We start from the raw sequence: 19,413 nt of genomic DNA on the forward strand, positions 1-19,413 counted from the left end.
CTCGGCTTCATCGCCACCTGGAACGGCACCGGCACCCCGCCCGCCCCCACCCTCTCGTAACCGTCCCTGACCGCTCCCGTCATCCCCGCGGGCGGGCGGCCGGCGCCATCGGCCGCCCGCCCGCGCCGCCTCCCTGCGGGCCGCCCAGGACGTCACCGGGCAGGCCGTTCTCCCGCAGGGCACCGACCAGCCAGCGTGCGATCCGGGCGTGCCCCTCGGACGTGGGGTGGACCCCGTCGGGGAGCACCGCGTCCCGGCCCCAGCTCAGGCCGAGCGGGTCGAGGAAGGTCACCCCGGCCTCCCCGGCGGCCAGCGCGACGGCGTCCCTGACCTGGTGGGCCCAGTCCGGGGCGTCCGTCATCCACAGCGGCCCGACCACCACGACCCGGGTCCGCGGCCAGTGCCCGCCGACCAGCCGGAGCAGCCGCGCGGCGGCCCGGCGGACCTCCCCCGGCCGGGTGCGGCGGTCGTTGTGCCCCCCGGAGACGACCAGCAGGTCGGGCGCCGGGCGCCAGGCGAGCTCCTGGACGAAGGCGTCCTCGAAGGTCCGGCCCACCCGTCCCGGGTTGACGTAACCGGTCCCGCCCATCCCCGCGATGATCGGCTGCCAGCCCAGCTCACGCGCGGCCACGGAGGCGTAGCTCTCCCATCGGGCGACCGGACCGGACCCGACGGTGAAACTGTCCCCGATCACCATGACGACCGGGGCCCGCGCCGCCTGGGCGGCCATCGGCCGGGAGGCCGCGCTCTCCGGCTCCGGAGCGGCTCCTCTCGCCACCTGACCACAGCCGGACAAAAAACCGCAAACCAACACAGCGGTAATGGAGAGGAATATCCGATGTCGTCTCCACGCGAGCCCGTGCATGCCACCTCGGAGAACTGCGGATCGCCGATATGAGAAACGGACCCCGGGATGCGCGCCGTGCCGTGGATTCCGGTCGAGACCCGGACCTACGGTCAGACGACGCCCCAGATCACCCCATGGGACCGTAGAGCAGTCGGCATTTTACCCACACCCGGGCGAGCGGCCCGAGGCGATCGGGAAACAAAAGAATTTACCTTTCGGAAAATCCACAAATGTCCATTTATTTATGGACAGAATGACGTCGATGGCTCTCGAAACGCCAATGTGCTCGCCATGAAACGACAACCCGGATGGGTATCAGGCCGTCAACACTCCGTACCCCCGTCCACTCCGCCCCGGAGGCGAGATCGATGACCTACGTGTACGGCCTGCCGTCGGATCACCGCTCCTACCCGGCCCAGCGCGGCTACGCCTCCCGGCCCTCACAGCCGGGCAGCGGCCTCGGCCTCGCGTCGCTCACCGCGGGCGGGGTGGCGCTCCTCACCGGTCTCCTCCCGTCCGCCTCCGGCGCCTCGGCCGGGCTGACGCTCACCTCCGTGGCGCTGGGCTTCGCCGCCCTCGGCCGAGCCCACCGCACGACGTCCGCCCACCGGGGCAGGGCGGGCGGCTGGGCCGGCCTCCTGCTGGAGTTGTCCGTGGGCGCCCTGCTGATCTGGAGCGCGGTCGCGTTCTTCACCCTGCTCACCGCCCCGGCGCTCACCGCCGGGCCCGCCACCGGCCTTCCCGTCCTGGAGCAGGTCGGCGGCACCGGTCCCGCCGCGGGCTGCCTGCGCGCGGACGGGGGCCACCTGATCTGCCCCGCCTCGGGGAACGCCTGACCAGCGCCCGGGCGTCCCCGCCTCACAACCTGATGACGTCGATGCCCGGTATCCCGTCGTAATCGGCGTCCTGGGTCACCACGGGAACGCCGTGGGCCAGGGCCGTCGCGGCTATCCAGCTGTCGTTGATCGGCACTTTGCGACCCGCGGCGCGCAACCGCGAGACCAGGAGCGCCCACGCCTCCGAGACGGGCTCGTCCACGGGTAGCGGTTCGAAACGCTGGGCCAGCTGGTAGGTCGACAGACGCCTCGCAGCCGATTCGGGATCTCGCGCCTGCAGCACCCCCAGACGCAGTTCCCCCAGCGTGACCGCCGACACGCCCCATTCGTAGCCGGCGAAACGCTCACGATCGAACCGGCCGGCCTCCAACCCGATGAAGACCGAGGTGTCGGCCAGCGCCCGGCGAGGGCTCACCACGGCAGATCGTCAGTGGTCTCGGTCAGGGTGTCCCTCAGTTCTTCCGCCCAGCCTGTCGTATCCGGCCCGAGGCGGGCGAGCTCTCCCCCGATCTCCGTGGCCGGCAGCCAGCGGCTCCGGCGAGGAAAAGGGATGATCTTCGCGACCGGGCGGTTGTCCCGCAGCACTTCGATCTCCTCGCCGGATTCGACCCGACGCAGCACATCAGCCGTGTTGTTTCTCAGTTCACGTGCGGGGATGGCAGCCATGAATCAATCGTAGAGTGCTTGCTACAGCCGTAGCAAGCACTCTGTGGATTCGGCCGGTCACGCGAGGCGGATCTCGCCGACCGGGTCGCCGCCGCCGTGCAGGGGGGCGGTGGCGAGGGCGTCGAGGCCGAGGGCGTCGAGGCCGAGGGCGCGCAGGGCGGCGACGGTGACCGGGACCCGGGCGCGCTGACCGCCGTCCTCGATCTTGACCGTGCCGGCCCGGCCGTCCTCGAACGCGAACGCGTCGAACGCCTCGGCCCCCGCCTTGACCAGCAGCCCGGGGATCGCGCGCATCAGCTTCGCCTCGGCGCGGGCCGTACCGGAGGTCCACTCGGGGTGGGCGCGGAAGGCGTCGGCGACGCGTCGCTCAGGGCTGCCCGGCTCGGCCAGCACCAGGGCGCGCAGGGCCCGGGTCACCCCGGTCATCGAGACGAAGAAGAGCGGGGCGCCGCAACCGTCCACCCCGGTGGCGGCGACCTTCTCGCAGGTCAGCTCCTCCACGGTGGCACGGATCGCCCGCTGCAGCGGGTGCTTCGGGTCGAGGTAGGTCGCAAGCGGCCAGTCGTTGGCGGCGCAGGTGGCCAGCATCGCCGCGTGCTTGCCGGAGCAGTTCATGTAGACGCGGGCCCTGCCGCCGCCCGAGCGGAGCACCTCCTCGCGCGAGGCCTCGTGGCCGGGCAGGTCCTCCGGGCAGCGCAGCGCGCTCTCGTCCAGCCCGGCCTGCGCGAGGATCCTCCGGGCGCCCTCCACGTGGAACGGCTCCCCGTCGTGGCTCGCGCACGCCAGCGCGAGCAGCTCCCCCTCCAGGGCGAGGCCGCTGTGCACCATGCCGAGCGCCTGGAAGGGCTTCATCGACGAGCGCGGCGAGACCAGGGCGTCCACCGCGCCGTGTGCCCGCACCACAGAGCCGTCCGCCCCGACGGCCAGCATCCGGGCCCGGTGCACGGACTCCACGAACCCCGACCGGACGACCTCGACCACCAACGACCCTGTAGACACCTTTGTCTCCTTTCGCGCAGAGTCCGCGGAGAGTCTAGGGAGCCCGCCGGAGCATCCGGCACCGGGGGCCATCGGGGACCCGCGGATCCCAGGGCCGCTCGGGGACGGCCCGGACCTCGCGGGGACGGGGGCGGCACGGGAGGGCCCGGACCGCGCGGGAGGGTCCGGACGGCGCGGAGGACCGGGGGACGCAGGTGCCTCCGGGGCACGGGATGATGGGGGCATGCGTGCGGTGGTGCAGCGGGTGAGTTCCGCGTCGGTGACGGTGGACGGCGCGGTGGTGGGGGCGATAGACGAGCCGGGCCTGCTCGTGCTGGTCGGAGTGACGCACACCGACACCCCGGCCGAGGCGGTGAAGCTCGCCGCCAAGCTCTGGGGCCTGCGGATCCTGCACGGCGAGAAGTCCTGCTCCGACGTCGGCGCGCCGCTGCTGGTGATCAGTCAGTTCACCCTGTACGGCGACGCCCGCAAGGGCCGCCGCCCCACCTGGCAGGCCGCGGCCCCCGGGCCGGTCGCCGAGCCGCTGGTCGAGGCCGTCTGCGCGGAGCTGCGCACGCTGGGCGCGCACGTGGAGACCGGCGTCTTCGGCGCCGACATGAAGGTCGCGCTCACCAACGACGGCCCCATCACGCTGGTCCTGGAAGTCTGAGAGCCCTGCGGGAGGCCGGTGCGGAGGCCGGGGAGCGCCGGCGTCGTGCGGACAGATGCCGGCCGGGAGGCTCGGGGCCCAGGGCCGGTTCCCACCGGGTGACGGGAACCGGCCGCTCCCGGGCGGTCAGCGGATGCGGCGGCGCAGGGCCGGGTCGATCTGCACGTTGCGCCCGGCGTCCGGCGGCACCACGACCTCCTGAGCCGCCGCGACCCCGTCGGCCTCCAGCGGCGCGTCCACCGGCACGGTCCGCTTGACCACGGCCAGCGCGATCGGGCCGAGCTCGTGGTGGCGGGCGGAACCGCCGACGAACCCGACCTCGGTCCCGCCCTCGGTCACCGGGGCGCCGCGCCGGGGCAGCCGGTCGGCGCTCCCGTCGAGGTGCAGGAAGACCAGCCGGCGCGGCGGGTGGCCGAGGTTGTGCACCCGGGCCACGGTCTCCTGCCCCTTGTAGCAGCCCTTGGTCAGGTGCACGGCCGCGCCGATCCAGCCGACCTCGTGCGGGATCGTCTTGTGGTCGGTCTCGAAGCCCAGCCGCGGCCGGTGGGCCTCGATCCGCAGCGCCTCGTAGGCCCAGAGCCCGGCCGGGCGCAGGCCCAGGTGCTCGGACAGGAGCTCCCGGGGGATCAGCAGGTCGGCGCCGACGGCGACCGTGCCGGGGGGCGGGGCGAGCCGCCCTTCGCCGAGCGCGGCGTCGGCCACGGAGACCACCGCGTAGGCGTCCGTCACGTCGGCGACCTCCACCCGGAGCATGAACCGCATCTTCTCCAGGTAGGCGATCAGCCCGGCCGAGGTGCCCGGCTCCACGTGCGCCCAGACCGCCTCGCCGTCGTCGACGAGGAACAGGTGGTGCTCGACGCGGCCCTGGGGGTCCAGCAGCAGTGTCTCGGTCGCCCGGCCCGGCTCCAGGTCGTCGAGCTTCTGCGAGCTGAGGCTGTTGAGCCAGCTCAGGCGGTCGGGACCGGAGATCCTGACGACCTCGCGGTTGCTCCGGTCGACCACCGCCTCACCGGCGAGGAAGGCGCGCTGCTCGGCGAACGGGTCGCCGTAGTGGCCGGCGACACCGTCGTCGGGGGCGTCGGCGGCGACCGCGCCGGGGATGTCCAGGAGAGGGCTTCGCATGCCCCCAAGCCTACGAGCCCCGCGCGGTGTCCACGGCGGCCCCGGTGGACTCCCGGGGCCGGAGAGCCGGGGCCGGGGCCGGAGCCCCGCGACCGGAGGGCCGGAGTCACGAGGGGTCCGGAGTCACGAGGGGTCCGGAGTCACGAGGGGTCCGGAGTCACGAGGGGTCCGGAGTCACGAGGGGTCCGGAGTCACGGGGTTCCCGGGCCGGGCGTCCCCTACCGGGGGACTCCGCTCAGCGGCACTTGCGGCAGCGGCCGAAGACCGTCAGGTGGTGGACGTCGGTGGCGAAGCCCAGCTCCGCCTCCAGCCCGTCCACCAGCGGCTGCACCAGGTCGGGACGGACCTCGCTGATCTCTCCGCACCCCCGGCAGACCACGTGCACGTGGTCGGCGTCGGAGGCCAGGTGGTAGGTGGGCGCGCCGTGGCCGAGGTGGGTGTGGGTGACCATGCCGAGCTCCTCGAGCAGTTCGAGGGTCCGGTAGACGGTCGAGATGTTCACTCCGCGGGCGGTCTCGCGCACCCGGGTGCAGATCTCCTCCGGAGTGGCGTGCTCCAGGGCCTCGACCGCCTCGAGCACCAGCTGGCGCTGGGGGGTGACCCGATAACCGCGTGCCCGGAGCTCCTCGTGCCACGACGTCTCGGTCATGGCGTGAGTCTACGCCGTGCGCACGGCCGCGCCCCCGCGGTCGCCCGCCCGCCGCGGTCCCGGGACCGCGGCGGGTGCCGCCACCAGCGCATACCTGCTTGGCGAATATTTACTTGCCCGCCCCGGAAACGGTCGCATAACGTACAGGCACGCAGAAAGGAGGTGGTCCAGACAATGGTTGATCATTCTTGGGCTAGCGAGGTGGCTGTCCGCTAGGACGCCGCGACTCCGGACTCTGTCCGGACGTCTCGCGACGTTCGGCGAATCCACGACAATCACCGGAACCCCGGGCTGCCGGAGGGCGGGCACGCACTGCTCCGCCTTTGGTCCATCCGGCCCTCCGCATGAGGCGGAGGAGCGAGCCCGGGGTTCTTTTTCTTTCCCCGGCTCTTCTCTCCCCGGTTTTTCCTTCCCCGGTTCTTCCTTCCCCGGCCGCCCGCCGCTCTCCCCGGCGGGCCTCGCCGCTCCCGTCTCAGTGCTCGCCGCGGGCGGGCACGCCGAGCGCCGCGCAGGCCTCCCGGTAGAGGCGGACGACCTCCCGGCGGACCTGGGCGCGCTCGGTCAGGGTCGTGCCCCACGGGACGCGGACCGCGACCTCCTGCCCGCCGGAGACCGCCGTGAACGTGATCGCCTCGGCGTCGACGCCGGCGGTCCGCGCGGCCGTCGCCTCGGGCCGCCCGCCGAGCCCTCGAACGATCAGCAGCGCGTCGTCGGCGTGGTCGTCGTTCATGTGGCGCTTGATCGCCTCGACCACGTCAGGGGTGAAGGGGGTGCTCATGCCCCGCATCGTATTCGGCGCCGGTCCGGCGGCTCCGCAGGGACGCGGCTCCGGATCGCGGGGCCTCCGGCGCGGAGCCGCCCGCGGGGGCGGCCACCGGCCGGGCGGAGCCGGCCTCAGAGAGCGTCGGGCTCGAAGTCGCCGACCCGCTTGAGCTCGGCCGAGATGTGCGACTGGAGCTCGTGGCCCATGGCCGCCATGTCGTAGGCCCACATCAGGTTTCCGTTGACCAGGCCGTAGAGGCGGTGACCGCCGTTGTACTCCTTCGCGGAGGCGGTCCGGGCCACCACGTCCGTGTGCAGCTCGATCTTGTGGAAGACCACCTCTCCGACGTAGACCTCCACGATGCCGGTCGGGTGCGACAGGCAGACCTCCAGCCGCCGCTCGGGCAGCTGCCGCCAGAAGCCTGTCTCGGTGCCCAGCGGGCGGACCCGGTCGCCCGCCTCGTCCAGCAGCCAGGTCCGGCTGGTGTAGGTCAGGAACGGCTTGCCGTTGTGCCCGAAGACGATCTCCTGGCCGAAGTTGAAGCTCTCGATCGTCGGATAGCCCCCCACTCCCGCGCCCTCCCACCGGCCCAGGAGGAAAGCGATCGGCTCGAGATCGGGATGCACCTGCGGAACGTCCATAGACCAAAGGGTAGGGCTGCCGTGACCCGGCTCGCGCCGACGGCCCGGGCCCCAATAGTCTGCAACCATGGCACGATCACTGGTGATCAAGGTGACCGCGGGCGCGGACGCCCCCGAGCGCTGCAATCAGGCGTTCACCGTGGCGGCGGCGGCGCTGGCGAGCGGGGTCCCCGTCTCCCTCTGGCTGACGGGCGAGGCGTCGTGGTTCGCCCTGCCCGGCCGGGCGAAGGAGTTCAGCCTGCCGCACGCGGCCCGGCTGACCGACCTGCTCGACGCGGTGCTCGCCGGCGGCCGGGTCACGCTGTGCACGCAGTGCGCGGCCCGGCGGGACATCACCGTGGACGACGTGATCGAGGGCGTGCGCATCGCCGGAGCCCCCACCTTCGTCGAGGAGGCCCTCGGCGACGGCGTCCAGGCACTCGTCTACTGACGTCCGCGGGGGGCACCGCCGCGCCGTACGGCACCGTCTCCTCCTCCGGACGTCCGCCCGGCGGCGCCGTACACGCGCCGGAGCCGCCGCCGTACGGTGCCGCACGGCGGGTGGCCTCCGGGCGGTGGTCAGGCCGAGGGCAGGACCGCGGCCAGCCGCTCCTGGCGGAGCCGCTCGTACCAGGTGTCGTCGATCGGCGTCGGCGGCGTGCCCGTCGCCCAGAAGAGCAGCAGGTCGGCCAGGGCGGGGTTGCGTGCCAGCGCGGGGCCGTGCAGGTAAGTGCCGACGATCTTCCCGGCGTAGCAGCCCTCGGTGCCGTCGCCGTTCCCGGTGCCGACCACCGTGCGGGAGAGCGGGCGCACGCCCTGACCGAGCCGGGTGACGCCCATGTGGTTCTCGAAGCCGGTCAGGGTCGGGACGGCGCCGAGCGCCGGGTCGACCTCGGCGACGAGCTCGCCGACCGCGCGGTGGGTGCCGCGGCCGCTGGCGATGTCGAGCAGCCCGACGCCCTCCACCGGCTGCCCCTCCTCTCCGCCGAACGTGGTGCCCATGATCTGGTAGCCCGCGCAGACCGCGAACAGCGCGGCGCCCCGCGCGACGGCACGGTGCAGCCCGCCGTCCCTGCGGAGCCGCTCGGCCGCGAGGATCTGCGGCCGGTCCTCTCCCCCGCCGATCAGGTAGATGTCGCCGCTGTCCGGCACCGGGTCGGACGAGCGCACGTGCACGGTCTCCACCGAGGCCCCGCGGCGCCGGGCCCGCTGCTCCAGGACGAGGACGTTGCCCTGGTCGCCGTAGGTGCTGAGCAGGTCCGGATAGATCCAGACGATACGCAGGGCGCTCTCAGACGGCACGGCCGAACTCCGATCGGATCTGCTGGAAGGCGGTGTAGTTGGCGATCACGTCGACCTTGCCCGGCGGCTGGGCGGCGAGCGCGTGCGCGAAGGACTCCATCAGCTGGAACGGCACCTCCGCCACCTCGAGCCGGAGCGCGAGGTCGAGCCGGCGCTCCCCGGTCACGTAGACCGGCCGGCCGCGCAGCAACCGGTAGTCGACGTCCCAGAGCCAGGAGGTGTCGCGACCGTCGGGGCCCTGGGCGTTCACCGAGAGGATCACCGGGAGCGCGGGCTCGAGCACGTCGAACGCCTCCAGCCAGCCCGCGGGGTTCTTGGCCAGCAGCAGCCGGGCGTTGCGGCCGTCGCGCTCCACCGTGGTGTAGCGTCCGGCCACCGACGTGACCTCCCCCAGCCGGGGCAGCGCCCGGTCGACCGGCAGTCCGAACGCTTCCGCGGTGGCCAGCGCGATCGCCGCGTTGGCCCGGTTGGCGCGGCCGGGAAGCCGGAGGTCCAGCGGCCAGCGCTGGCCGCGGGGGTCGATCACCGTGTCGCCGTCGAGGACCCAGGACGGGGCGGGGCGGCGGAAGGAGCACTCCCGGCAGGCCCAGTCGTTGACCGCCAGGCCCCCGCCGGGAGCGGGGGAGCCCGCGGGCGCGCCGCCGTCCGCCTGCCGTACGGCGACGCCGGACGCGTGCCCGCCGGGCGGCGTGTACTCCATCCCGCCCCGGTCCAGCGGCCCGCCGCACTCGGGGCAGCACCAGGAGTCCTCCTTCCACGGCTGCCCGACCGAGACCCAGGTCACCCGGGAGGCCGTGGACGCGCCCCAGGCCACCAGCGGGTCGTCCGCGTTGGCGATCACATGGGTGCTCCGGGCGACCAGGGCGCGGCGCCACTTCTGCGCCAGCAACCAGATCTCACCCGCCCGGTCCATCTGGTCACGGCTGAGGTTCATCAGCACGACCACGCCCGCTCCGGTGGTCTCGATCACCTCGGGGAGGTACTTCTCGTCGACCTCCAGCACGCCGTACGGCGCGTCCTTCGCCGAGGAGAGCGCGGAGACGTGCCCGGCGGGCATGTTGGCGCCGAACGCGTTGGTGGCGACCCCGCCGAGCTCCTGCAGGGCGGCGGTGATCAGCCGGGTCGTGGTGGTCTTCCCGTTCGTCGCGCTGACCAGGGCGAGCCGGCGGTCGCGGGCGAGTTTGCGCAGCAGGTCGGGGTCGAGGGCCAGGCCGATCCGGCCGCCGATCACCGATCCGTCGCCGCGTCCGGTCGCCCGGGACAGCGTCGCGGCCGTCCGGCCGAGAGCACTCGCGAGCTGCGCCCGCAACGGAAGCTGAGTCATGCGCCGATCCTAACCGGCGGCGGACAGAGCGACCGCCTGCGGCGAACGCCACACGACCTTCACATACGTACCCATCCGGAAGTGCGCGGGAAGCCGGGGCCCGGCCCCGGCTCCCGGGGAGACCGGGCGGGGCGCGTCGGGCTCACTCGGTGAAGGCGAGCTCCGGGGCCTCGGCGGACTCGGCGCCGAACGGCAGCACGAACCGGTCCGGCCAGGACAGCACGCTCTCCAGCCAGCCCGCGCCCATCGTCTGCGCGACGTGACGCAGCCGCTCGGCCGGGTCGATCCCGATCGTGACGGTGAGGACGTCCCGCTCGATCCCCTCGTGCTCGTCGTCGCCGAGCAGGACCCGCCAGGCGAGCACCCGGTTCCGGTCCACCTCCATGGAGAGCGGGTGGTGCCGCAGCGCCCGGGCCCGGTGGCCGAGCAGTTCCTCGCCCTCGGCCGGGCGGTCGAAGAGCGGGTACTCCATCACCGGCGCCGCGCCGCGCGGGTTCGGCGCGGCCTGGCCGTACGGGAAGAGCCGCTCCACCTCGTGCAGCCAGCGGACCTGCGGGATCACCCACGCCTTCCCCGGCCGCTCGCCGGGCTTGCGCTCGGGCCCCAGCAACCGGGTGGCGGCCTGCGCGGCCTGCTCGGTGAGCAGGCTCGGGTCGGCGATCGTGCGCAGCGCCCACGCCCGGCGGCCGACGGCCCGCTCCACGGCGGTGGCCAGCAGGCACTCGCGCCGGCGCGCCGGCAGCTCCGCCCAGAGCTCGGCCAGCGCCCTCGGCACGCCCGGCAGGGGCCGGTTGACGCAGAACGCCAGCACCAGCGTGTCGGCCCAGATGCGCAGCCACGCCAGCTCGGGCGCCTCGGCGAGCAGGTCGGCCTCGCGGATCTCGACGAGAGTGCAGGCCCTGCCGGTCCGGCACTCGTGCCCGCAGGCGGCCGAGCGGCGCCCGCAGATCGGCGGGGTCTGTCCTGGAGCGGGGTGCTCGCGGTCCTCGCCCAGCGGGACCCGGATCCGGAGGGGCCGGTCCATGCCGTCGGCGAAGACCGCCGCCGTGCCGGGCTGGAGCGAGACGACCTGCCGGGACTGCTCCTCGCTGAGGTTCATCGCGGCGCCGACCAGCCGCCGGTCGTCCTCGGCGGGGAGCCGGTGCACGACCTTCAGCGCGGTGTTCTTCACCACGTCGGGGACGAGCTTGGTGGGGATCTGCTCGGCGACCACGATGCCCTCGCCGTAGGCGCGGATCTCGGCGAGCATGCCGGCCAGCAGCTCGACCGCGTGCGTGCTGGCCCGGCCCGCTCCCCGGTCGCGCAGGAGCCGGTGCGCCTCCTCGATCACGATCACGTGCTGGAGGCCGGAGGTCCTGGCCGACCTGGCCCGCATCCGCAGGTGCTCCACGATCCGGATGATCAGCGTGCCCATCAGGAACGCCTTGTCCTCGTCGTTGGCCACGTCCTCGATGGCGAGCACGACGTTGCGGCGGAGCAGGTCGCCGATGTCGGCGGGATGGCCGCCCTCGAAGAACCGCCCGGCGGAGCCGACCCGCAGCGAGCGGAGCCGCAGCGAGATGAAGCCCTCGACGTCGGCCTGGACCTCCCGGCCGTACCCGATCTCCCTGATCACGTCCATGGCGTGCCGCTGCAACTGCTCCAGCGTCGGCACGGCGGGCCGCACCGCCGCCCCCGGGGCCGCGCCCCCGGTGACCACGTCCCAGCCGTTGGCCTCGTAGACCCGCTGCAGCGCCAGCGACATGATCTGCGGGAACGGCTCCTCCGCGTCGAAGGCCGCCATGAACAGCGCCCGGACCATGTCGATGTGGGCCTGGACGGGATATCCGGGCTCCGGCGCGAGCGGGTTGACGCTGAACGGCACGGTGTCCGGGTCCGAGGGGTTGATCACGGTCACCGGGGCGAGGTGCTCGATCCGGCCGCCCATCGCGGCGTACTCGGACTTGGCCGGCTCGATCGCCAGCCACGGGATGCCCGCCCCGGTCAGCTGCTCCAGCAGGTGGCGGACCGTCTGGGACTTGCCGGAGCCGGTGGCGCCGGTGACGAACGCGTGCCGGTTCAGGGTGGCGAGCGGGACCCGGAAGGTGCCCACCGCGCGGTCCTGGCCGTCGACGATCGCCCCGAGGTCGAGCGCGGGCTCGCCCTCGGCCGGGTCGGCCTCGCTGGTCACGTCGAAGAAGCCCGCCTCGACCACCCGGACGCCGGGCACCTCGCCGCGAGGGAGGCCGGCCAGCGCGGCGAGCGCCCCGGCGGTGGCGGCGAACGGGGTGGCGGCGCCGTCGGACGGGTCCTGCGCGGTCATGGCGAGCGCGTCCGCGAAACCGCAGGCCGGAGCGGACAGCGCGCTGCGCAGCCGGTAGGGGTGGTGGCTCATCTCGACGGAGCCGACCAGCACCGGGGCGATCTGCCGCAGCTCCTCGGGGCTCGCGGCCCCGGCCATCACCCGCACGTTCCAGAGCCCGGCCTCGCGGAAGGCGTCGAGCTCCTGCATGCGCCGCTCGGCCCGCTCGGCGTCGTAGCGGGAGCGCTCGGAGGCGTCGCCGTACTGCCGGAGCACGTTCAGCTGGGTGCGCAGGTGCGCCACCTCGGCGTCGAGCAGGTCGGTCGGCTCGGCCACCACCAGCCACGCGAACGGCCGGGACATGAGCGTGACCAGCGTGGACTCGAAGAGGGTGGGCCGGGCGACCTCGTCGGCGTCCGGCTCGCGGCGCCCGCCCAGCGGGGGCGCCTGCCGTCCCGGGCAGCTCGTCCAGACCAGGTCGGTCAGGTCGCGCAGCCACTCGTCGCCGATCCGCACGCCCCGGGCGCCGCCGGGGAAGAGCAGCGGCTCGGCCGCGGCCGGGCTCTGCCCGCTCGCGGCGGTGACCGCCCGGCGGGGCGCGCGCGGCGCGCTCAGCGGCCCGGCGTTGGTGAGCAGCTCCAGGGGGGCGCCGGCGCCTCGGGAGAGCCAGCCGATCACGAAGGGCCGGCCGCGCTGCGCCGCGGAGAGCACCGCGGGCAGGACGGTCACGAAGTCCCACTCGGCCGAGGAGCTGCGCGAGGGAGCCGTGATCGCCTGGATCCGGTACCAGGGACCGGCCAGGGTGTGCGGAAGACGGGATACGCTCTGCTGCTGCATGTGGTCTCCACCCGGGGATCCCGGCACCGCGGCCGGGGGGATTGACGCTTCACCGATCGCTCCGCCGTACTGGGCGAGCCTCGCGACAGGACTACGGTCGAACCTCACTCCGGTCGGCACGAGGGCATTGACCAGTCCATTACCCCGCCCGCACGTTTCGTTGAACCCCGGGCGCGTTTCGGCGGCGTCTCCGGTGACTCCGGTGACTCCGGCGCCGCGGCCCTGGGCGGGACCGCCGCCGCGGCCGCCGCAGAAGCCGCCGGGGTCACCGTCCGGGTCACCGCCGGGGTCACGGGGGTCACCGCCGGGATCAGCGCCGGGGTCACTGTCGCCTGCGCCAGTCGAGCCGGGGCGGCGGCGGACCGAGGTTGGGCGGGGCCTCCTCGAAGGGGTTCGCCTCTCCCCGCGGCCGCTCCTCCCGCTCCGGCGGGGGCGCCGGCAGCTGCTCCCGGACCTCCTCGAACTCGCCCAGCGTCGTCTTGGGGAAGGTCAGGATCGCGGGGTTGGCGTCGGCCAGCCGTACCCGCCGGCCCTGGGCGGTGGCGTCGGTGACGATCACCGACGTGGTGGGGAGCTGCTGGAGCTCGTGCGGCTCGACGAGGAACTCCCGCGAGCGGTGGAGCACCCGCTCGGTCTCCCCCAGCGCCTTGGTCGCCCGCCGGCCCCACTCGGTGGACTCCGTGATGTCCTCCTTCAGGTCCGTACGGCCGGCGTCGTGCGCGTCCTCGTCCTCCTCGACCTGGCCCACCGTGGAGATGTAGCCGCCGTCGAGCCCCGCCCCGGCGGCGCTGATGGTCTCGGTGAGCTGGGCCAGCTCCAGCCGGTGCTCGGTGCCGACGTGCTCGCTGGCCACCCGGGCGTCCTCGGCGTTGCCCAGCCGCATGAACGCCACCGCCGCGTGCCCGCGGCCCAGCCTCTCCCGCACGGTCGGGGTGAGCGAGCGGTAGGTCAGCACCAGGCCCGTCCGGGAGGTCTCGCAGGCGTCCATCAGCCGGTCGAGCACGTCACCGCGGAGCTTGTCCGCCCCGGCGACGATGATCGTGTGGTACCAGGGCCGCTCCGAGCCCGGCGACTGGCGCAGGATGTGGGTGAGCGCGGTGGCCACGTACGTGCCCAGCACCCGGTTGCCGAACACACCCGCCTGGCGGTCCATGGAGACCACCCGCAGGCGCGCGGGCGGCAGCCGCACCGCCTCCGAGCCGAGCGGCTCCAGCTTGCGCAACTGCGACTCCAGCGCCCAGGCCCGCTCGATCACCACCCGGTCGCTGACCCCGCGCCCGAACAGCGTGCCGATCCGCTCCAGCTGGGTCGCGGTGATCAGCCCCAGGCGCAGGTCCTCACGCGGGTCGCCCACCTGGGCCAGAGCCCGCAGCGCCGCGGTCACCTGGTTGATCGTGGCGCCGTCTCCGAGGACCTCCAGGACCCGCTCCAGGATCGCGTTGTCGAAGGACAGGTCGCGGGTGGTGCGGTGCTCCTCGCTGACGCTCACCACGTGGGCGAGGACGTCGGCGAACGCCTCCGGGGCCAGGGCCGACCCCAGGTCCAGCCTGGGCAGGTCCACCGGGAGCACCCAGACCAGCGGATCGTCGCCGCCCCGCCGGGCCAGCTCGATCAGGTCCTTGGCGACCGCGCCCTCGGACAGGTCGAGCACGGTCAGGTGGCCGCCGCTGTAGAGGCGGGTCGCGCCGAGCAGGGTGATCAGCGCCGACCAGCCGGGCAGCGTTCCCCCTGCCACGTCGACGCGGTCGATCTCGTCGGGGACGGTCACCGCGTACCAGGTGAACTGGCGGTCGAAGCGCTCCTTCTTCTCGGCCCACTCCCGGTAGCGGGCGGCGTGCTCCTCCTGGGCGCGGTAGAGCTCGCGGTCGCGCTCCTGCCGGACCCGCTCGGCGGCGGCCCGGCGCTCCTCGATCCGGTAGCGGACCGCCCGGTCCCCCTGGTAGACCGCGTAGGTGCAGAACCCCGCGACGCCGAGGGAGGCCGCCAGGCCCACCACGGCGAACGACCAGTCCAGCAGGCCGGTGACGGAGACGCCCCCGATGAGCAGGGCGAGGACCAGCATGAACACGCGCACGATCTTGACCGGGCGGTTGAGCATGTCCTCGTTGAACCGCTCACGGCGCACCCACTCGGGGTCGATCCCGTCGGCCGGGTCCTGCGCGGGCGAGGGTCGCCTGGGAGGCGGGCCCGGATCCGGGTGCAGCAGGGCGTACTGCCAGCCCAGGTAGATCCGGTCCGCCTGGAGCTGCGCATGCTCAGGATGCACGTCCGCCACGGGACCTCCGCCGTCGGGCTCTCGTCCGCCTCCGTGACAGCGTATGAGCTGGACCTGGCGTTGGGGCGGAGTTCACGCCAATCCGCAGTATTTTCCGCTCGTTCATCGTGACATGTGGGACGTCCACCGTGACATGTGGGATGGGTGAGTCGGACGGTACACAGGTCAGCTACTACGATCCAGGGTCATGACGTCTCCCTCCGGCGGCGGCACCAGGCGACGGCGCCCGATCGCGGTGCCCCTGATCCTCATGCTCCTCGCCGCCGGTCTGGGTGCCACGGCCGCGCTCGGCGGCCTCTCCGCCGCGCCCGACGATCCTCCCAGGCGGCTCGGCCCCGGCGCCACCGTCGACCAGGGACGGTTCCTCACCACGTTCGTGGCCGCCCGGACCGTTCGCCGGCCGGACGAGGACGGCCTGCGGGACAGGCGGTTCCTGGAGGTCGAGCTGGAGGTCGTCAACCGGGGCGACGAGACCACCCAGGTGGGGCGTCCCGGTGAGGGGGGTCACTCCTTCGCCCGGGGACTGCTCGCGATGACCCCGCCGATCCCCTCCGGGGACGGACCCGACGTCACCGTCGCCGACGGGGGCGTGCCCAGCCGGCAGCTGCATCCGGACATGGCCGCCGCCGTCGTGCTCCGCTACGAGATCCCCGAGGGGCAGCCGTCCCCGGAGACGGTCCGATACGACGTGGGCGCCTTCGAGCGCCGGGAGCGGTCCGCGGCCGCCGAGGACTTCTGGGTCCTGGAGCGGGACGGCCGGACGCAGGACGCGCCCGCGAAGGTCACGGCGCAGGTCACCCTCCCGGTGCAGCGGGGAGAGGGCACCTGATGAGCACCCCGTCCCCGGCGTCCCCGGCGTCCCCGGCGTCCCCGACGCCTCCGCTGTCCCCCGCCCATCCGGTGTCCCCCGTCCCCCCGGCGCCCTCCGCGCACCCGGCCGCCGCTCCGGCTCCCCCGGATCCCCCGCCCCCGGCGGATTCCGCGCCTCCGGCGGGACCGGCCGCCCCCGTCATGCCTGCGGGCCGGCTGCGCCGGGCGGGCGCCCTGCTCGCCGGGTTCGCCCTGGCCTGCGCCGCGGTGGCCCTGCAGTCGGCCGCGCTGGACGACGAGGAGAGGACCGCCCCGCTGACCTGGACCGGCGGCATGGGCGAGGAGGTCGTCGCCTCACGCTTCTCCGCCCGGGTGAAGGCCGTCTACGGCGCCCGCACCGTGCGGAGCACGGACGCGGCGGACACGCCGGACACAGCCGACACGACGCTCCCCGCGGACACGGAGACGGCGGAGAAGGCCACCACCTCCGGGATCTTCGTCGTCGTCGAGCTGGAGGCGACGGCCCACCGGGAGCCGCAGCGGTTCGGCACCCCGGTGCTCCTGAGCGGCGACGGCAGGCGCTACGCGGCCACCGACAAGGTGGACTCCGCCCTGTCCGTCCCCCGGATCACCGTCCAGCCCGGCTGGTGGACCGACGGGGTGGCGGTCTTCGAGGTCCCGGTCACCGCGTTGAACGGGGCCCGGATCGTGCTGCCGCTGCAGAACGGGATCATCGGGGAGAACTACCCGCCCGAGGCCGAGGTCGACCTGGGCCTGGACGACGCGGGCACGCAGCGCCTGATCGCCGAGACGGCGGACGTCTATCCCCCGGAGGACGAGCGGTGACCGGCACTCCCGAGACCCCCGACGCCCCGGCGGCTCCCGGCACTCCCCAGGCCCCCGGCCCCGCCGACGCCCCGGCGGCTCCTACCGTCCCGGAGGCCCCCGGCTCCTCCGGGACGGCCGGATCCGCCGCCGCGGCCGATCCGGCTCCCACCCCGATCCTGCCGCTCTCCCCCGACCTGTGGGGACCGGGCCGTCGGCGGATCTTCCCCGACGAGCAGGTCTGGCCACCCGTGCCCCGGCCCGCGCCCGAACCTCCGGGGACGTCGACCCAGCCCTTCCCCGCCGTCCCGGCGGACCCGCCGCCCGCCGCCCCACGCGCCGCCGCCCCGGACGCCGCCGCTCCATGCCTCCCCGTCCCGGCGGGCGCGGCCACCGGCGCCACCGAGGCCATCGGAGTCATCGGGGTCACGTCCGCTCCCGGTGCGGCGTCGCCGGTGACCGCGTCCGGGGGGGAGGGCGCCCGGACCGCTCCCGCACCGCACCGCCGTACGGCACCGCGGCTCGGCGCGCTGGCCGTCGCGGTGGCGCTGGCCGTCGGCATCCCCGCCTGGACGGACTACCGCTTCTACCGGTCAGGCGCCCCGGCCCCGCACCACCACCCCGTGGAGCCGGGCGACAGCGGCACGCTCACGCGCGTGTCCTGGACCGCCGAGATCGAGCAGACGGACACCATCCCGGAGCTCGGAGAGGCCGGGCCCGGCCGGCGGTGGCTGAAGGTCACACTGGGCAGGACCGCCCTGGACGCCGAAGGGCTGACCCGGCGCGGCGATCCGGAGGTCGGGCTCGTCCACCCCGACGGCCGCCGCTGGGAGGCGACGGTCATCGAGACCGACCTCCCGCTGGAGATCGCGGATCTGCGGGTCGGCGTCTCCTACCGCTACGAGGTGGCCGGCGTGGTGCCCGAGGAGGTCGCCGACGAGGTCGAGGTCCACGTCGTCCCCGGCGCCTCCCGCATCCCTCCGGAGGAGGAGGGCCCGGCGGAGACGTCCGGGCGCGCCGGCGCCGCCGGGTCCCGGGACGAGGTGCTGGTCTTCAGGCGGTGAGCGCCCGCTCCCGCGCGCGGCCCCGGGTGGCCGCGAGGTCGAACGCGGCCGCCAGCAGGCAGACCGTCAGCACCCCCGTGACCAGTTCCCCGGCGAACTCCAGGGGGCTGCCGAAGAGCGCCCAGAAGTGGGGGAAGTCGCTGCCGATCAGGGTCCGCACGCCCCGGTCGGCGTAATCGGCGCCCACCCTGAAGGCGACGTGGCAGAGGCAGAACATCCCGAACAGCACGGCGCCGCCCCGGGTGACGAGCCGGAAGGCGTGCAGCGGCGGGACCCACCGCTCCCGCAGTCCGAGCGCCGCCCGGCTGAGGGCCCGCCCGTGCTCCACGCGGCCCGCCGCCGTCTCCGGCCGGGTCCCGCGGAGGAGCACACGGGCGTCCCCGGTGAAGGCCCCGTAGACGAGCGCGGCGACGATCAGCCAGGTGAGCGGCTCGACCAGCGCCTCCACCAGGAGCGGCCACAGCTGCCCGGCGCCCTCCCGGAGCCCCTTCCACCACGGCAGGGCCTTCTCCAGTTCCTCGAGCCGGTCCCCGGCGGCCGCCACCACGGCCCGGTCTTCCAGCCGGTCCCGCCCCCACGCGGCGGTGGCGAGGAGCACGTTCACGCCGTAGAAGGCGGAGGCCAGCCCGGCGACGGCGGTGAGCATCCCGGCGGCCCTGCCCCTGCCGCGCGCGTGCCACCAGCCGAAGAGCAGCCGCAGGAGGCAGGCGCCGACCGCGATCGCGGCGGAGATCCGCACGTCCAGCCCGAGGAGGATCGTGCCGGACTCACCCCCGGCGCCGGTCCCGGCGAAGGTCCCGGCGAAGTCCCCGGCTCCGGTGAGCTCCCCGGTCCCGGCGGAGCCTCCGGTCCCGGCCAAGGCCCCCGGGAGATCCCCTCCGACGCGTCCGGCCGCGTCCAGGGCGGCGAACTCCCGCGCGTCCTCGCGGTGGAGGCCCCAGATCACGTAGACCGCCGCGAAGACCGGGGCGGCCCTGTCGAGCGCGCCGAGCAGACTCCCGTCCGCCGCGCCCTCACCCCTGCGGGCCCGGATCTCCGCCAGCGCTCCGCGCACCGAGTGCAGCATGCCCACGCAGACGACGAACTCGGTCAGCACGATCAGCGTGAGGACCAGCACCGTGACGGCGAGCCGTACCCGGTCGTCGCCGTACGCCGGCTCGGCGCCCGCCCACATCAGCGCCGCGCGCACCGCCCGCCCCGCGGAGAACCAGAGCAGCAGCGAGAGCGCGCAGGAGCCGAGGATCCTCAGCGCGTGCAGCGGGAGCGACCACGCCGGGTACGCCGCCGGGCCGGGTCCCGGACGCCCGGTCGTCCCCGGCTCTGCCGCCGGTCGCGGTGCGGACGGCGGCGACAGCGACGGCGGCGAGGGCACAGCAGGCGTTCCGGACACCCGACGAATCGTATCGAGCCCCTCCCCGGGCCGCGGCCCGCAGGTCACAGTCCCACAGTCCCCAGGCCACAATCCGCAGTCCGCGGTCCGCGGCCCCCAGACCGCAGGCCACGGTCCGCGGTCCGCGGTCCGCGGTCCTCAGGCCACAGGTCGT

At 74.4% G+C, this 19,413-nt stretch carries 19 protein-coding genes; 6 read left to right on the plus strand and 13 right to left on the minus strand.

The window, feature by feature from the left end; translation table 11 throughout:
* Positions 1-79 precede the first annotated feature (79 nt).
* Positions 80-778, minus strand: coding sequence for an SGNH/GDSL hydrolase family protein (locus ACFOWE_RS19125; RefSeq protein ID WP_377289651.1), 699 nt, complete (start codon positions 776-778; stop codon positions 80-82).
* 437 nt (positions 779-1,215) lie between these two features.
* Here ACFOWE_RS19125 and ACFOWE_RS19130 point away from each other — a divergent pair, with 437 nt between their 5' ends.
* A complete protein-coding gene (locus ACFOWE_RS19130) occupies positions 1,216-1,683 on the plus strand; it encodes a hypothetical protein (RefSeq protein ID WP_377289653.1) in 468 nt (155 codons plus the stop codon).
* A gap of 22 nt (positions 1,684-1,705) precedes the next feature.
* On the opposite strand, the gene ACFOWE_RS19135 is transcribed toward ACFOWE_RS19130, so the two are convergent.
* The 3 genes from ACFOWE_RS19135 to ACFOWE_RS19145 are packed head-to-tail and all read right to left on the minus strand — an operon-like array spanning position 1,706 to position 3,348.
* Positions 1,706-2,098 (minus strand): type II toxin-antitoxin system VapC family toxin, encoded by a 393-nt coding sequence (locus ACFOWE_RS19135; RefSeq protein ID WP_377289655.1) that lies wholly within the window; start codon positions 2,096-2,098, stop codon positions 1,706-1,708.
* Positions 2,095-2,349 (minus strand): type II toxin-antitoxin system Phd/YefM family antitoxin, encoded by a 255-nt coding sequence (locus ACFOWE_RS19140; protein ID WP_377289657.1) that lies wholly within the window; start codon positions 2,347-2,349, stop codon positions 2,095-2,097. Before ACFOWE_RS19140 ends, ACFOWE_RS19135 begins: the two co-directional genes overlap by 4 nt.
* A gap of 57 nt (positions 2,350-2,406) precedes the next feature.
* Entirely contained in the window at positions 2,407-3,348 is a 942-nt protein-coding gene (locus ACFOWE_RS19145; RefSeq protein ID WP_377289659.1) for an asparaginase, read from the minus strand.
* 223 nt (positions 3,349-3,571) lie between these two features.
* Here ACFOWE_RS19145 and dtd point away from each other — a divergent pair, with 223 nt between their 5' ends.
* A complete protein-coding gene (dtd, locus tag ACFOWE_RS19150; protein ID WP_377289661.1) occupies positions 3,572-3,997 on the plus strand; it encodes a D-aminoacyl-tRNA deacylase in 426 nt (141 codons plus the stop codon).
* Positions 3,998-4,123: 126 nt separating this feature from the next.
* Here dtd and ygfZ read toward each other — a convergent pair whose 3' ends face one another.
* The 4 genes from ygfZ to ACFOWE_RS19170 form a co-directional block, all read right to left on the minus strand.
* The gene (ygfZ, locus tag ACFOWE_RS19155; protein ID WP_377289663.1) at positions 4,124-5,119 is read right to left on the minus strand and encodes a CAF17-like 4Fe-4S cluster assembly/insertion protein YgfZ; all 996 of its coding nucleotides are present in this window, start codon (positions 5,117-5,119) and stop codon (positions 4,124-4,126) included.
* A 235-nt stretch (positions 5,120-5,354) separates the two neighbouring features.
* A complete protein-coding gene (locus ACFOWE_RS19160; protein ID WP_377289665.1) occupies positions 5,355-5,768 on the minus strand; it encodes a Fur family transcriptional regulator in 414 nt (137 codons plus the stop codon).
* A 472-nt stretch (positions 5,769-6,240) separates the two neighbouring features.
* Positions 6,241-6,546 (minus strand): DUF2470 domain-containing protein, encoded by a 306-nt coding sequence (locus tag ACFOWE_RS19165; protein WP_377289667.1) that lies wholly within the window; start codon positions 6,544-6,546, stop codon positions 6,241-6,243.
* Between the two features lie 116 nt (positions 6,547-6,662).
* Positions 6,663-7,172 carry an FABP family protein gene (locus tag ACFOWE_RS19170; RefSeq protein WP_377289669.1) on the minus strand — a complete coding sequence of 170 codons (510 nt, stop codon included), beginning with the start codon at positions 7,170-7,172 and terminating at the stop codon, positions 6,663-6,665.
* Positions 7,173-7,239: 67 nt separating this feature from the next.
* Between ACFOWE_RS19170 and ACFOWE_RS19175 the strand changes: the two genes are divergently transcribed.
* Positions 7,240-7,602 carry a DsrE family protein gene (locus tag ACFOWE_RS19175; RefSeq protein WP_377289671.1) on the plus strand — a complete coding sequence of 121 codons (363 nt, stop codon included), beginning with the start codon at positions 7,240-7,242 and terminating at the stop codon, positions 7,600-7,602.
* 128 nt (positions 7,603-7,730) lie between these two features.
* Here the strand turns inward: ACFOWE_RS19175 and ACFOWE_RS19180 are convergent, their stop codons facing one another.
* From ACFOWE_RS19180 to ACFOWE_RS19195, 4 genes are all read right to left on the minus strand, one after another.
* On the minus strand, positions 7,731-8,453 hold the full coding sequence (locus tag ACFOWE_RS19180; RefSeq protein ID WP_377289673.1) for a type 1 glutamine amidotransferase: 723 nt from the start codon (positions 8,451-8,453) through the stop codon (positions 7,731-7,733).
* Positions 8,443-9,777, minus strand: coding sequence for a Mur ligase family protein (locus tag ACFOWE_RS19185; protein WP_377289675.1), 1,335 nt, complete (start codon positions 9,775-9,777; stop codon positions 8,443-8,445). The genes ACFOWE_RS19180 and ACFOWE_RS19185 overlap by 11 nt, the downstream gene beginning before the upstream one ends.
* A 142-nt stretch (positions 9,778-9,919) precedes the next feature.
* Positions 9,920-12,895: an ATP-binding protein gene (locus ACFOWE_RS19190; protein ID WP_377289677.1), complete on the minus strand. Its 2,976-nt coding sequence runs from the start codon at positions 12,893-12,895 to the stop codon at positions 9,920-9,922.
* Between the two features lie 322 nt (positions 12,896-13,217).
* Entirely contained in the window at positions 13,218-15,161 is a 1,944-nt protein-coding gene (locus ACFOWE_RS19195; RefSeq protein ID WP_377289679.1) for a hypothetical protein, read from the minus strand.
* Positions 15,162-15,357: 196 nt separating this feature from the next.
* On the opposite strand from ACFOWE_RS19195, the gene ACFOWE_RS19200 reads away from it, so the two are divergent.
* The 3 genes from ACFOWE_RS19200 (at position 15,358) to ACFOWE_RS19210 (ending at position 17,869) form a co-directional block, all read left to right on the plus strand.
* Complete coding sequence (locus ACFOWE_RS19200; protein WP_377289681.1) at positions 15,358-15,999, plus strand: hypothetical protein; 642 nt, start codon at positions 15,358-15,360, stop codon at positions 15,997-15,999.
* A gap of 182 nt (positions 16,000-16,181) precedes the next feature.
* Positions 16,182-16,826 carry a hypothetical protein gene (locus ACFOWE_RS19205; protein ID WP_377289683.1) on the plus strand — a complete coding sequence of 215 codons (645 nt, stop codon included), beginning with the start codon at positions 16,182-16,184 and terminating at the stop codon, positions 16,824-16,826.
* Positions 16,823-17,869 carry a hypothetical protein gene (locus tag ACFOWE_RS19210; RefSeq protein ID WP_377289685.1) on the plus strand — a complete coding sequence of 349 codons (1,047 nt, stop codon included), beginning with the start codon at positions 16,823-16,825 and terminating at the stop codon, positions 17,867-17,869. Before ACFOWE_RS19205 ends, ACFOWE_RS19210 begins: the two co-directional genes overlap by 4 nt.
* Here ACFOWE_RS19210 and ACFOWE_RS19215 read toward each other — a convergent pair.
* The gene (locus ACFOWE_RS19215; RefSeq protein ID WP_377289687.1) at positions 17,859-19,259 is read right to left on the minus strand and encodes a hypothetical protein; all 1,401 of its coding nucleotides are present in this window, start codon (positions 19,257-19,259) and stop codon (positions 17,859-17,861) included. The two genes, ACFOWE_RS19210 and ACFOWE_RS19215, sit on opposite strands and share 11 nt — an antisense overlap.
* Positions 19,260-19,413 lie beyond the last annotated feature (154 nt).

It is taken from the genome of Planomonospora corallina (genome assembly GCF_042650625.1).
In the GTDB taxonomy this organism is placed as follows: domain Bacteria; phylum Actinomycetota; class Actinomycetes; order Streptosporangiales; family Streptosporangiaceae; genus Planomonospora_B; species Planomonospora_B corallina.